Here is a 12,989-nt window from a genome sequence, read left to right as displayed (position 1 = left end):
CGGAGTGCGCGGCCACGGGGGATCGGGAGGGGTCGACCGACCACGCCGTCGATCACCGACAGGTTAGGCGACGCCGGTCACCTGAGACGAGACCCCGGCCCGCGGCCCCCGCCCGGCGCTCCGGGAGACTGCGCGCGTGGCGGGGCGTGGGACGGGTGGGACGGTGCTGGTGCTCGGCGGGCGCAGCGAGATCGGGGTGGCGGTCGCCGAGCGGCTCTCGGCCGCCGGTGCCGAGCGGGTCGTCCTCGCCGCGCGGCGCAGCGCCGAGCTCGACGACGAGGAGCGCCGGATCCGCGCCGGCGGGGCGGCGGTCGAGCGCGTCGAGTTCGACGCCGACGACCTGGCCTCGCACCGGCCGCTGCTCGACGACCTCGTCACCCGGCACGGTCGCCTCGACGTCGTCGTCGTCGCGTTCGGGATCCTCGGGCAGCAGGCCCGCGCCGAGACCGACGCCGCCCACGCGGTCGAGATCGTGCACACCGACTACGTCGCCCACGTGCACGTCCTCACCCACCTGGCGCAGGTGCTGCGGGCGCAGGGAGGTGGGCGGCTCGTCGTGTACTCCTCGGTCGCGGGCTGGCGGGTCCGGCGGGCCAACTACGTCTACGGCTCGGCCAAGGCGGGCCTCGACGGCTTCGCCAGCGGGCTGGCCGACGCCCTGCACGGCAGCGGCGTGCGGATGCTGCTGGTGCGGCCGGGGTTCGTCGTCGGCCGGATGACGGCGGGCATGACGCCCGCGCCGCTGTCGAGCACGCCCGAGCAGGTGGCGGACGCGACCGTCGCCGCGATGGCGCGCGACAGTCGTGAGCTGTGGGTCCCGGCGGTGCTGCGGCCGGTGTTCTTCGGGATGCGGCTGCTGCCGCGGGCGGTGTGGCGGCGGCTGCCCCGCTGAGGTCGCGGCCTCGCGCAACGGCCCGCGTGCGGCGCGGGGTGTGGGGCGCGGGAGTACGGGCAGGGTGCGCGGCGTGGATTGTGTGCGGGGCAGGACACTCGGCCGACGCGGGGACGCGAAGACGATCACGGCGTGCGGTCGGATGACGACCGAGCCGAGGGCTCCACGGGGTGATCACCGAATTCGGGACATCAACGCAGTATGCGGCGCTCATGCCCCGCCGACGACGATCATGCTCCGGCGGACGGGCCGCCGCGGCGACGACGCAGCGGGACGACGGATGGGCACGCCGAGGGATGACGCAGGGTACGACCACCAGCCGACGCCGACCCCGGCTCACCGCTGCTGATCGCCGAAACGGGGACATGAGCGCGGTATGCGGCGTCCATGTCCCGCACACGGCGATCACTCCGGGTCCGCGCCGATCACAGGACCCTTGGACCCTGGACGCAGGACCGCAGGGCCGCTCGACGCGCACGACTTCGCAGCCGAGCTGCACCCCGCTGCCGCTACGGCCGCCGCCCGGCACGGCCGCCCGCCGCGACCGCCGCCGTCTGCCTCGGTCCGCCACCTGCTGCGGCCCGCCCGCTGCGACCTCGGCTACGGCACCCGGACGGGACCTGGGTCTAGGTCGCGGCGGGTGGGGCACCCGCGGCGGGCTGCGCCGTCGCGCCGGGCGCGGACGCGGGCGGAGCCGTGGCGGCGGCCTGCTCCGCGGACGGTGCCGGCGGTGGGGTCGGGGCGGTGCGCTCGTCGGCGTCGGCCCGCAGCTCGGCCTTGAGGATCCGCGTGGACTGGCCGAGGCTGCGCGCCGCGTCGGGCAGCCGTTTGGCGCCGAACAGCAGCATCGCGACACCGATCACGATCAGCCAGTGCCACCAGCTCAACTCACCCATGACGGTTCCTCCTCACCATGACCGCGTGCCGGTCGGCCGCGTTCCAGTCTGCCTTCCGCAACGCCGTGGCGGCGGGCCGGGTGCGAATTCATCGGTGCGTCGAGGCAAATCCGGCGGAATTATGCAGCGTGATTTCCACGAATCGTCGCCATTGCGCCGCCGATGCGACCGTTCTCCTTTTCACGACGTTCGGGCGTGCTGTCCGGGACGCGGCGCGGCACGGCGGGACGAGCCGGTCAGGAAGGTCGCGACCCGCCCGGGCCGGTCGTTCCGGACGGGCTCCGGCCTGGTAGACACGCACGGGTGAAGGTGAAAGGTGCGCTCGGCCGACTGGTCGTGATGATCGTCGCGGCCGGGCTCGTCGGCGCCGCGATCGCGTTCCCGTTGGTCGGCGGGGCCGGGGTGGTGGCGGGGCAGGTCGCCGATTCCGCGGTGGGCTCGACGAGCGACCTGGAATCGGGCGTCATGCCCGCTGCGACGACGGTGACCGATTCCGCGGGCACGCCGATCGCGTACCTCTTCGACCAGTACCGCATTCCCGTCCCGGCCGACCGCATCTCGCCCGCGATGAAAGCGGCGATCGTCGCGATCGAGGACAGACGTTTCTTCGAGCACGGCGGTTTCGACCCGCTCGGCGCTGCCCGGGCGCTCGTCAACAACTCCAACGGGGGCGCGACGCAGGGTGCTTCCACGCTGACCGAGCAGTACGTCAAGAACTACGACCTCTACGTCGCCGCGCGCACCGAGGCCGAACGGCGGGCGGCCGTCGCCCCGAGCTATGCCCGCAAGCTCAAGGAGGCCGAGCTGGCGATCAGCCTCGACCATCGGGTGAGCAAGGACGACATCCTCGCCGACTACCTGAACATCGTGTACTTCGGGAACGGGGCCTACGGGGTCGGCGCCGCGGCGCAGGCGTACTTCGGGACCACCGCCGACCGGCTGACGGTCGCGCAGGCCGCGCTGCTCGCGGGCATGGTCCAGAGCCCCACCGAGTACGACCCGATCCAGCACCCGGAGGCGGCGACGGGCCGGCGCAACGTCGTGATCGAGCAGCTGCGCCAGCAGGGCTCGGTCGACGCCGGCCAGGCAGCGGCGGCGGCCGCCGAGCCGCTCGGCGTCGCCGCGGTGCCCACCGCGCCCGCGGAGGGCTGCATCGGCGCGGGCGACGCCGGGTTCTTCTGCTCCTACGTCGTGTCGTACCTCGCGCAGTCGGGGATCACGCAGGACCAGCTGGAGTCGGGCGGGTTCACGATCCGCACCACGCTCGACCGCGGGGCGCTCGACAAGCTCAAGGCCGCGGTCGACGGGCAGGTGCCGCCGACGCAGCCCCACGTCGCCGACGTCATCTCCGTGATCACGCCTGGTGCCGACGGCCACCACGTCCTCGCGATGGCCGCGAACCGGACCTACGGCAACAAGCCCGGGCAGTCCAGCTACGGCCTGCCCTACGTCCCGGAGAACATGGGCGCCGGGTCGGTCTACAAGATCTTCACGGCGGCGACCGCGCTCGAGCAGGGCGCGCTCGGGATCAACACCGTCATCCCCGTGCCGCCCAGCGGGTACACCTCGCCGATCTACCGGGGACCGAGCGGCACCCCGATCCCGGTCCGCAACGACGGCAACTACGCCGACCAGCTGCCGCTCACCGACGCGCTGGCGGAGTCGCCGAACACGGCGTTCGTCAAGCTGGAGGAGACGACGGGGGTGCCGCCCGTCGTCGACATGGCCGAGCGGCTCGGCCTCACGTCACTGGCGACGACGCCGGCGTCCCGCGCGCCGGGCGCACCGTCGATCGGCGACGTCGCCCGCCGGCAGCGGCAGGCGTCGTTCACCCTAGGGGTCTCGCCGACGAGCTCGCTGGAGCTGGCCAACGTGATGGCGACGCTGGCCAGCCACGGGACGTGGTGCCCGCCGAGCCCGGTGCTGTCGGTGACCGACCGGTCCGGTGTGCCCGTCACGGTCACCCAGCCCGCGTGCAAGCAGGTGCTCGACCCGGGGATCGCCGACACCCTGATGAACGGGCTGAGCCGCGACGACGCTCCGGGCGGGACGTCGGCCGCCGCCGCCGGGTCCGAGGGCTGGGACCGGCCGGTGGCGGCGAAGACCGGGACGACGCAGGAGTACAAGTCCGCCGCGTTCGTCGGGGCGACGCCGCAGCTCGCGGGCGCTGCGATCGTGTTCGACGACAGCAACGCCCCGCGCCCGATCTGCGACGGCACCCCGCCGTTCAGCTGCGGGTCCGGCAACATCTACGGCGGCAAGGTGCCCGCCCGGACCTGGTACCGCGGCGTCGGCGACATCCTCGCGGGACAGCCCGTCGTGCCGCTGCCCCCGCCCGACCCGCGCTACCTCGGTCAGCAGCCCTGACGCCGGCCCCCGGTCAGGACCACGCAGCAGCGCCCGGGTGCGGGGTCGAGGACGGCCGTCGTCGCGTCGGCGCCGCGCTCGGCGAGCACCGCACCCACGAGGTGCAGGCTCATCCCGCAGGTCAGGTCGGGATGGTCGACGGCGAGCCGGTGGAACGGGCAGTTCGCGAGCGTCGTGACCGCGCCCTCGTCCCGTGGCTCGAAGCCCAGCGCGGCCAGGACGGTGAGTACGTCGTCGCCGCTCTCGCGGGCAGCCTGCGTGCCCGCGGCCGCGGCGGCGGTGCGCACGGCCTCGCGGATCGGTGTGCCGTGGGATGCCGAGTCCTCCGCGGCGGCGGCGAGCACCGCCGCGGCCAGGGCGTAGCGACGGTCGGGGACGGTGACGTCGAACTCCCGCGCGGAGCGGCGGTACAGCTTGGTCGGGCGCCCCGCGCCCGGTCCGCGCCGGGTGCCCAGTCGGCGGAACTCGGTGTCGAGCAGCCCGTCGGCGGCCAGCCGGTCGAGGTGGAACTTGGCGGTGTGCCGGGGCAGGCCGGTCGCGGCCGCGGCCTGGTCGCGGCTCACCGGTTCCGGCTGCGCGACGACGTAGCGGTAGAGGGCACGGCGCTGGGGTTCGGCGAGCGCGCTCACGCTCTCGATCTGCGCGGCCAGGTCCGGCACGGACCGCCTCCTTCTAAAGGACAGAACTGTTGACGCAAGAGAAGTCCGGGTTCTAACGTTAAGCGTAGCGTCCTTTAGAAAATGGGGGTACCGCATGAACGGCGACAGCGCTCTGGCCGAGGCGGTCGTACGACCGCTGCGGGTGGTCCCGCCGGACTCGGGAATCGATCTCGGCCGGGCCGAGCGCGCCGCCCGGGACTTCCTCGTCGCGCTGGGTGTCCCCGTCGACGGCGACGCCACCGCCGGCACCCCCGGCCGGATGGCCCGCGCCTACGCCGAGATGTTGGCGCCGCGGTCGTTCGACCTCACGACGTTCGCCAACGACGAGGGCTACGACGAGCTGGTCCTCGCCCGCAGCATCCCCGTGCAGTCGGTGTGCGAGCACCACATGCTGCCCTTCGTCGGTGTCGCGCACGTCGGCTACCTGCCCGGCGAGCGGATCCTGGGGCTGTCCAAGCTCGCCCGCGTCGTCGAGCTGTTCGCCCGGCGGCCGCAGGTGCAGGAACGCCTGACCAAGCAGGTCGCGGACTGGCTCGACTCGCAGCTCGCGCCGCGCGGGGTCGGGGTCGTCGTCGAGGCCGAGCACATGTGCATGTCGCTGCGCGGGGTGCGGGCCGACGGCACGAGCACGATCACCTCGACGTTGCTCGGCACCCTGCGCGAGGATCCGCGCTCGCGCGCCGAGTTCCTCGCGCTGACGATGCCACGACCAGGAGGCGGACATGTCTGAGGCGGGTTCGGGCCGAACCGTCGTCGTCGCGGGCGGTGGGCTCGCCGCCGCGAAGACGGCGGAGGCGTTGCGCGGCGAGGGGTTCGAGGGCTCGATCGTGCTGGTCGGGGCGGAGGCCGTCGTGCCGTACGAGCGCCCGGGGCTGTCCAAGGGCTATCTGCAGGGCAGCGCCGAGCGCGCGTCGCTCGACGTGCACCCGGCGGACTGGTACGCCGACAACGCCGTCGACCTGCGGCTCGGCGCGGCCGTCACGGCCCTGGACGTCGCCGGGCACGCGATCACGACGGCCGACGGCGACCGCACCCGCTACGACACGCTCGTCCTCGCCACCGGCTCGCGCGCCCGCCGGCTCGACCTCCCGGGCGCCGACGCGGCCGGGGTCCACCACCTGCGCGACGTCGGCGACAGCGAGCGGCTGCGCGCCGCGCTGCGCCCGGGTGCGCGGGTCGTCGTCGTCGGCGGCGGGTGGATCGGGCTGGAGACGGCGGCCGCCGCGGTCACGGCCGGTGCGCAGGTGACCGTCGTCGAGGTGGCGGAGCTGCCGCTCGTGCGGGTGCTCGGGCCGGAGGTCGCCCGGGTGTTCGACGACCTGCACCGGGCGCACGGCGTCGACCTGCGCTGCGGTGTGGGGGTGCGCGACGTCGTGGCAGGGGACAGTGGCGAGGGCGCGAACGTCGTGCATCTCGACGACGGCACCGCGCTGCCGGCCGACGTGGTCGTCGTCGGCATCGGGGCGGCGCCGAACGTCGAGCTCGCCCGCGACGCGGGCCTCGAGCTCGGCGGTCGCGACACCGGCGGCGGGGTGTGCGTCGACGAGCACCTGCGTACCTCGCACCCCGACGTGCTGGCCGTCGGCGACCTCGCCGCGGCGTGGAACCCGTTGCTGGGCAGGCGGATCCGCGTCGAGCACTGGGCCAACGCGCTCAACCAGCCCGCGGTCGCCGCGCGCACCGCGCTGGGCGTGCCCGCGTCCTACGACCGGCCGCCGTACTTCTACACCGACCAGTTCGAGCTCGGGATGGAGTTCACCGGCTGGTTCGACCCGACCCAGCCCTACGACCTCGTCGTGCGCGGCGATCTCGACAGTCGCGAGTTCGTGGCGTTCTGGCTGGTGGAGGGCGTCGTCGCGGCCGCGATGAACGTGAACGTGTGGGACGTGACCGAGCATCTGGGACTGCTCGTCCGCAGCCGGGCGACGCCGCCCGCCGCACACCTGGCCGACCCGGCGGTCGCCCTCGCCGATCTCGCCGAGGGCTGATCAGAGCCGGTCGAGGGCCTGGGTGAGGTCCGCGACGAGGTCGCGGGGGTCCTCCAGGCCGACCGAGAACCGCAGGTGTCCCCACCGCCGGAACTCCGGCGGGTAGAACCGGGCGCGCTCGTCGTCGGCCGCGACGTGCACGATCAACGACTCGTCGTGTCCCAGCGACACCGCGGACGTGATCACCCGCAGGTCGGCGACGAACCGGTTCTGCGCGGCGGTGTCCCCGCGCACGGCGAAGGCGAGCATGCCGCCGAAGCCGCCGTCGAGCGTGCGTGCCGCGAGCGCGTGCTGGGGGTGCGAGGCCAGGCCCGGGTAGGCGACGTAGGCGACGCGCGGGTCGGCCTCCAGGAACTCGGCCAGCTCCAGCGCCGACGCGCAGTGCCGGCGCATCCGCAGCGGCAGCGTCACGGCGCCGCGCATGATCAGCCACGCGTTGAACGGACTGATCGTGGCGCCCGCGTTGACCATCGCCTCGGCCCGGATCCGCTCGACGAGATCGGCGCGCCCGATCACGGCTCCGCCCATCGCGTCGTCGTGCCCGTTGACGTACTTCGTCAACGAGTGCACCACGAGGTCCGCGCCCAGCGCGAGCGGGCGCTGCAGCACCGGTGTCGCGAAGGTGGCGTCGACGCTGAGCAGCGCGCCCGCGTCGTGCGCGATCGCCGCGACCGCCTCGACGTCGGTGATCCGGGTCGTCGGGTTCGCCGGTGTCTCGACGTGGACGAGCCGGGTCCGCGGGCGGATCGCCGCCCGGACGGCCTCCGGGTCCGACGAGTCGACCAGCGTCGCGGTGATCCCGTACTTGCGCGGCAGCAGCTCGGTGAGCAGTCGGTACGTCGCGACGTAGGTGACGTCCGAGCAGACGACGTGGTCGCCCGCCTCCAGGAACGTGAACAGGACCGCGTGCAGCGCGCCGACGCCGCTGGCCAGCGCGACGGCCGCCTCGCCGCCGTCGAGGGCGGCGAGCTTGTCCTCGAGCCAGCCCTGGTTGGCGCCGCCGTTGCGGGTGTAGAGCGCCGTGTCGGTGCCCGACCACGACAGCTGCGACGGGTCGTCGGGCAGCGCGTAGGAGTTGGCGGCGACGATCGGGCGGCGGATGGCGCGCGTCCCGGGGTCGACGTCGTTGCCCGCGTGGACGGCGAGCGTGGCGAGGTGGGGTGGCTCCTGCATACGCTCGTTCTAGCCCTGGCACGGGATCCACGGGCGCGGGGGGAGGGGGCCGGTGGCGGAACGGCACGAGCCGGTCGTCCATGAGTCGGTCGTCGAGGAACAGATCCGGTTGGCCGCCGAGCGCGGCGCGTTCGAGAACCTGCCTGGCAAGGGCAGGCCCCTGCGCCTCGACGGCCCCGACGACGACAACTGGTGGGTCCGGCGCTGGATCGAGCGCGAGGGTCTGTCCGGCGACGCCCTGTTGCCCACATCGTTGTTGCTGCGCAAGGAGATCCAACGGCTGCCCGGCACCGTCGCGGCGCTGCGCGAGGAGGCCGAGGTCCGGGCGGTGGTCTCGGACCTGAACCGGCGGATCGCCGGCTGGCTGCTGGCGCCGACGCCGCCGAACGTGCCGCTGTCCCCGGTCCGTGCCGACGACGTCGTCGCGGACTGGCGGCGTGTCCGCGCAGGTGGCGGTGACGGGGCCGCCGATGAAGTTCGACACCCGGTAGAAGACGTGGCGGAGGGGTCGGGCAGAGTGGGCGGTGCCGTCGACACCGACCCGGGAGCCGCACCGATGACCGCCACCTCGCCGACCGCGCCGACCGACCCGACCAGGCTGTCCGGGCCCGCCCGGGCGTTCCGCGCCGTCGCGATCGCCGAGGCGTGCTCCTGGCTGGGCCTGCTGATCGGGATGTTCGTCAAGTACGTCGTCGTGTTCGACGACATCGGGGTGAAGATCTTCGGCCCGATCCACGGCGCGCTGTTCGTCGCCTACCTGGTGGTCACCGTCGTCGCGGCCCGACGCCTGGAGTGGTCGCTGCGCACGACGCTCCTGGCCCTCTTCGCGAGCATCCCGCCGCTGTTCACGCTGTGGTTCGAACGGTGGGCGATGCGCACCGGCCGGCTCGCCGTGCGACGCTCCGCGTCGGCCGTCGCGCCGGCCTGACCCCGGCGCTCAGGAGGTGTCGCCCAGCGTCCGGTACACCGGCCGCAGCAGGTCGGCCACCTTCTTGCCGCGTACCGCGATCGCGAACCCGGGGACCTGGTCGAGCAGCGCGTCGGGGGCGGTCGGGACGGGGACGACGCGGCGCGCGTCGTCGAGCCCCGGGCCCGCGGCGAAGAAGTCGTCGAGCACCTCGGCCAGCGGTGGCGCCGCCGGCTCCTCGGCACCCGGACCCGCCGGTCCCGTGGCGTCGTGCGCCGCGACCGCCGCCCGGCGCGAACGCAGGTTGGCCAGCAGCGTCTCGCGGTCGCGCCCACGCAGCGCCAGCACCTCGAACGGGTCGGCGTCGAACCGCTCGGCGAGCAGGTAGAACACCGCCGCGAGGTGCTTGCAGGGAACCGCGTGGTCGGGACATGAGCAGTCCATCACGAGGTCGCGACCGTCGGCGGGGAACAGGGCCAGCCCCAGCGTCGCGAACAGGCCCTCGATCTCCGGCGGCATCGAGCCGGCGAGCAGCGTCGCGGCGTACCAGGCGTCGGCCGCCAATGCCTCCTCGACGCGCGCCCATTCCGGCTTCCCGTACGTCGTGACGCCGATCCGCACCCGGTAGGGCTCCGGGCGGCTGCCCTGCACGGTCGCGGTCACCGAACCGGGGTCGACGCGCATGTCGAGCGTCTGCCCGGCGCGGGCGTAGCTGCGCCCGCGGGCGAGGCGCCCACCCGCGACGAGGCTCTCGAGGACGGCCAGGAACCGGGCCGACCACCACGTGCGCGCCACCGCGCCGCGCGTCGCGTGGATCTGGATGCCACCGGTGACCGGACGCGGCCTGCCGCCGGCGTCGGCGTCGCGCCACCAGAACGGGTCGGGTTCACGCGCCACGGGGCACCCCCTGCCCGTCGGGATCGTCGGCCGGGTCGGCGAGCGCGTCGCCGCTGAGCGCGAAGACCTCGCGCAGCCGGTCGGTCGAGAGGTCGGCCAGCTCGCCCACCCAGTTCTCGCCGTCGCCGATCACCTTGCCCGACAACGCCTTCTTCGAGGTGATCAGGTCGTCGATGCGTTCCTCGACGGTGCCGGGGCAGACGAGCGTGCGGACCTGCACGTTGCGTCGCTGCCCGATCCGGAACGCCCGGTCGGTGGCCTGGTTCTCGACGGCCGGGTTCCACCAGCGGTCGAGGTGGACGACGTGCGAGGCCGCCGTGAGCGTGAGGCCGGTGCCGCCCGCCTTGAGCGAGAGCAGGAAGATCGCCGGCCCGTCCGGGGACTGGAAACGCTCGACCATCTCGTCGCGGCGCTTCTTCGGGGTGCCCCCGTGCAGGTAGAGGACCTCCTGGTCGAAGCGCCCGGACAGGTGCGGCACCAGCATCGAGGCGAACTCGGCGTACTGGGTGAAGCACAGTACCTTGTCGCCCTCGGCGAGGATGCTCTCCAGGATCTCCTCGAGCCGGGTGACCTTGCCCGACCGCCGGCCGATCGGCGAGCCGTCGTGCAGCAGCTGTGCCGGGTGGTTGCACACCTGCTTGAGCTTGGCCATCGCGGCCAGCACGTTGCCGCGACGGGCGATGCCGTCGGTGCCCTCGATGCGGTCGAGCATGTCGTCGACGACGGTCCGGTACAGCGACGCCTGCTCGCGGGTGAGCCGGTAGTGCTGGGTGATCTCGATCTTCTCCGGCAGGTCGTCGATCACGCCGGGGTCGGTCTTGACCCGGCGCAGCAGGTAGGGCGCGACGAGCCGGCGCAGCAGCGCGGCGGCCTCGTCGTCGCCGTAGCGCTCGACGGGGATCGCGAAGCGCTGCCGGAAGCGCTCGGCGCTGCCGAGCATGCCGGGGTTGAGGAAGTCCATCACCGACCACAGCTCGGCCAGCCGGTTCTCGATCGGGGTCCCGGTGAGCGCGACCCGGTGCCCGGCCGCCAGCCTGCGGACCGCCCGCGCGGACGCGGCCAGGCTGTTCTTGACCATCTGCGCCTCGTCGAGCACCACCCGGTGCCATCCGCGGCGCTCCAGCAGCTCGACGTCGCGCACCAGGGTGCCGTAGGTGGTGACGACGACATCGGCGGCCGCGGCGGCTGCGTCGAACTCCTCGCCGGCGCCGCGGTCGCCGCCGTGATGGACGAGCACCCGCAGGCGGGGCGCGAACCGGGCCGCCTCGCGCTCCCACGTGCCGACCAGCGACATCGGGCAGACCAGCAACGTCGGCGCGTGCCGGTCGGCGTCGCGCTCGTAGGACTCCAGCGCGAGCAGCTGGACGGTCTTGCCCAGGCCCATGTCGTCGGCCAGGCAGGCGCCGAGCCCGAGCGCGGACAGGAACGCGAGCCACGACAGCCCGCGCTGCTGGTAGGGCCGCAGCGTGGCGGTGAACCACGACGGCGGCTCGACCGGGCTGAGCGTGTGCTCGGCCGAGCCGTCGATGAGGTCGCCGAGCCAGCCCGTGGCCTCGACGCCGGTGACGGGCAGCGGCGCGTCGGCGGGCGGGGCCGCGGCCATGGCGACGACCTCGCCCGCGCTGCGCCGTCGCCCGGCGTTGCGGCGCATGAACTCCAGGCCGGCGCGCAGCTGGTCGGGGTCGACGGTCACCCACTGGCCGCGCAGCCGTACGAGCGGAGCCTTGGTGGCGACGAGCTCGGCGATCTCGTCCTCGTCGAGGATCTCGTCGCCGACGGCGAGCTGCCAGCGGAACGCGGCGAGCTCCTCGCGGCCCAGCCCGCCCCGGACGACGACGCCGGGCGCGGCGGTCGAGCTCGCCGAGAGCCGTAGGCCCAGCCGGCGACTGCCGTCCCACCCCGCGGGGAGCTCGACGTCGAACCCCTCGGCGAGGAGCCTGCCGGCGACCTCGGTGAGGAACTCGGCGGCGCCCTCGACGTCGAGCGGCAGGACCTCGGGGCAGGCCGACCGCAGCGCCCGCGTGAGCCGCGGGTAGACCAGCGCGGCGCGGCCGAGCTCGGCCAGCAGCAGCTCCTGCGGTTCGCCGATGAGCCGGGTCAGCGTCGTGCCCGCGCCGTCCCAGATCCGGGCCGCGGGCACGAGCAGGCTCGGGTCGTCGGTGGAGCGCAGCGAGAACTGCAGCTCCCACCTGGTGCCGTCCCCGGTCTGGTCGGTGCTCGGCGCCAGCTGGTTCTCGGGATCGGCCGGGTCGTCGAGCACCGGGACCTCGGCCAGCCGGAACGACGCCCGCGCCGGGCCCGCGGCGTCGGCCCCCACCTCGTCCCACGCCGCGACGGCGCGGGCCAGCTCGTCGAGCTCCGGGCGCCGGACGCCGGCGGCACCGCCGATCCGCCCGTCCGGGGAGACGAGCGCGGTGAGCCACGACTCGGCGGCCGGCGCGACAGCGGGCGCCCGGCCCCGCCGCGGCGGCAGGACGGGGACGGGTTCGTCGGCACGGGCCAGCCGGTCGCGCACCGCGGCGTCGGTGAGGACGGCGAGCGCGTCGGTGAGCAGGGTGTGGGGGTCGTGGCCGCGGACGTCGGGCGGGGCGCCGGGACCCGACCGGGGGCGGCGCTCGGCCCGCCCGACCGGTGGCACACCCGCGACCAGGCTCTCGAAGGCCACCGCGTCGAGGCCCTGGACGACGGGCCGCCAGCGCGCGTACGCGACGCCGCCCTCGTCGGCGGCGAGCGTCGGCAGGACGCGGCCACGACCGGCGAGGTCGTCGGCGAGGTCGAGCACCGCGCGCAGGTGCGCGACGGAGGCGCCGTAGCGGACCTCGGGGACCGGGTCGCGCAGCTCCGCCGCGTCGACCGCCAGCGCCGGCACCGTCCACGGCAGGAGCTCGGGTGCCGCCCGCGGGCGCCGCACCGGCCCCGTCCGGACGAGCTCGGGCGAGGCCAGCGGACCCGAGGGCCGGCCCGGCAGCAGCAGCACCAGGGACGCTGCCTTGCCGGGGTGCAGCGCCGCGAGCTCGCCCGACGGCACCGCGAACGGGTGTGGGCGGGCCGTGCGCAGCGACCGGGCGCTGGTGGTGGCCGGCCGCTCGCCGTCCTCGGCCCACAGCAGCACTCCCCGGCCGGGGGACCACAGGGCATGGACGACGAGCACCCGGACAGGCTACGACCGCCCACCGACGATCTCCGGCGGGCGCCGGGGTCGTGAGCGGC

At 74.5% G+C, this 12,989-nt stretch carries 10 protein-coding genes and 1 pseudogene; 6 read left to right on the top strand and 5 right to left on the bottom strand.

Annotation, left to right across the window (positions count from 1 at the left end):
- The first annotated feature begins 136 nt into the window (after positions 1-136).
- Positions 137-892, top strand: a complete 756-nt coding sequence (gene dprE2 / locus PSED_RS18295) for a decaprenylphospho-beta-D-erythro-pentofuranosid-2-ulose 2-reductase (RefSeq protein ID WP_013675729.1) — start codon at positions 137-139, stop codon at positions 890-892.
- Between the two features lie 626 nt (positions 893-1,518).
- On the opposite strand, the gene tatA is transcribed toward dprE2, so the two are convergent.
- Positions 1,519-1,788, bottom strand: coding sequence for a Sec-independent protein translocase subunit TatA (gene tatA, locus PSED_RS18290; RefSeq protein WP_013675728.1), 270 nt, complete (start codon positions 1,786-1,788; stop codon positions 1,519-1,521).
- A gap of 303 nt (positions 1,789-2,091) precedes the next feature.
- On the opposite strand from tatA, the gene PSED_RS18285 reads away from it, so the two are divergent.
- The gene (locus tag PSED_RS18285; RefSeq protein ID WP_013675727.1) at positions 2,092-4,155 is read left to right on the top strand and encodes a transglycosylase domain-containing protein; all 2,064 of its coding nucleotides are present in this window, start codon (positions 2,092-2,094) and stop codon (positions 4,153-4,155) included.
- On the opposite strand, the gene PSED_RS18280 is transcribed toward PSED_RS18285, so the two are convergent.
- Positions 4,143-4,814, bottom strand: a complete 672-nt coding sequence (locus tag PSED_RS18280; RefSeq protein WP_013675726.1) for a helix-turn-helix transcriptional regulator — start codon at positions 4,812-4,814, stop codon at positions 4,143-4,145. The two genes, PSED_RS18285 and PSED_RS18280, sit on opposite strands and share 13 nt — an antisense overlap.
- A 94-nt stretch (positions 4,815-4,908) precedes the next feature.
- Between PSED_RS18280 and folE the strand changes: the two genes are divergently transcribed.
- Both folE and PSED_RS18270 read left to right on the top strand, forming a co-directional pair.
- On the top strand, positions 4,909-5,544 hold the full coding sequence (gene folE, locus PSED_RS18275) for a GTP cyclohydrolase I FolE (RefSeq protein ID WP_013675725.1): 636 nt from the start codon (positions 4,909-4,911) through the stop codon (positions 5,542-5,544).
- The gene (locus PSED_RS18270; protein ID WP_013675724.1) at positions 5,537-6,802 is read left to right on the top strand and encodes an NAD(P)/FAD-dependent oxidoreductase; all 1,266 of its coding nucleotides are present in this window, start codon (positions 5,537-5,539) and stop codon (positions 6,800-6,802) included. The genes folE and PSED_RS18270 overlap by 8 nt, the downstream gene beginning before the upstream one ends.
- Here the strand turns inward: PSED_RS18270 and PSED_RS18265 are convergent, their stop codons facing one another.
- A complete protein-coding gene (locus tag PSED_RS18265) occupies positions 6,803-7,975 on the bottom strand; it encodes a trans-sulfuration enzyme family protein (RefSeq protein ID WP_013675723.1) in 1,173 nt (390 codons plus the stop codon).
- 52 nt (positions 7,976-8,027) lie between these two features.
- Between PSED_RS18265 and PSED_RS35690 the strand changes: the two are divergent.
- Positions 8,028-8,255, top strand: a pseudogene (locus PSED_RS35690) (DnaJ family domain-containing protein); the annotation flags it as partial.
- A 276-nt stretch (positions 8,256-8,531) separates the two neighbouring features.
- Positions 8,532-8,903 (top strand): DUF3817 domain-containing protein, encoded by a 372-nt coding sequence (locus PSED_RS35685; protein ID WP_049803704.1) that lies wholly within the window; start codon positions 8,532-8,534, stop codon positions 8,901-8,903.
- A 9-nt stretch (positions 8,904-8,912) separates the two neighbouring features.
- Here PSED_RS35685 and PSED_RS18250 read toward each other — a convergent pair whose 3' ends face one another.
- A complete protein-coding gene (locus tag PSED_RS18250) occupies positions 8,913-9,779 on the bottom strand; it encodes an SWIM zinc finger family protein (RefSeq protein WP_013675721.1) in 867 nt (288 codons plus the stop codon).
- On the bottom strand, positions 9,769-12,930 hold the full coding sequence (locus tag PSED_RS18245; protein ID WP_013675720.1) for a DEAD/DEAH box helicase: 3,162 nt from the start codon (positions 12,928-12,930) through the stop codon (positions 9,769-9,771). Before PSED_RS18245 ends, PSED_RS18250 begins: the two co-directional genes overlap by 11 nt.
- Between the last annotated feature and the right edge of the window lie 59 nt (positions 12,931-12,989).

The sequence above is a fragment of the Pseudonocardia benzenivorans CB1190 genome (assembly GCF_000196675.2).
GTDB lineage: Bacteria > Actinomycetota > Actinomycetes > Mycobacteriales > Pseudonocardiaceae > Pseudonocardia > Pseudonocardia benzenivorans.
The sequence above is the reverse complement of the archived record's forward strand: the minus strand, read 5'-3'. Positions and strand labels throughout refer to the sequence as shown.

Excerpts from the sequence above, each read along its gene's own strand:
- PSED_RS18265 (WP_013675723.1), bottom strand. The coding sequence starts at position 7,975 with ATGCAGGAGCCACCCCACCTCGCCACGCTCGCCGTCCACGCGGGCAAC.
- tatA (WP_013675728.1), bottom strand. The coding sequence starts at position 1,788 with ATGGGTGAGTTGAGCTGGTGGCACTGGCTGATCGTGATCGGTGTCGCG.
- folE (WP_013675725.1), top strand. The coding sequence starts at position 4,909 with ATGAACGGCGACAGCGCTCTGGCCGAGGCGGTCGTACGACCGCTGCGG.
- PSED_RS18270 (WP_013675724.1), top strand. The coding sequence starts at position 5,537 with ATGTCTGAGGCGGGTTCGGGCCGAACCGTCGTCGTCGCGGGCGGTGGG.
- PSED_RS35685 (WP_049803704.1), top strand. The coding sequence starts at position 8,532 with ATGACCGCCACCTCGCCGACCGCGCCGACCGACCCGACCAGGCTGTCC.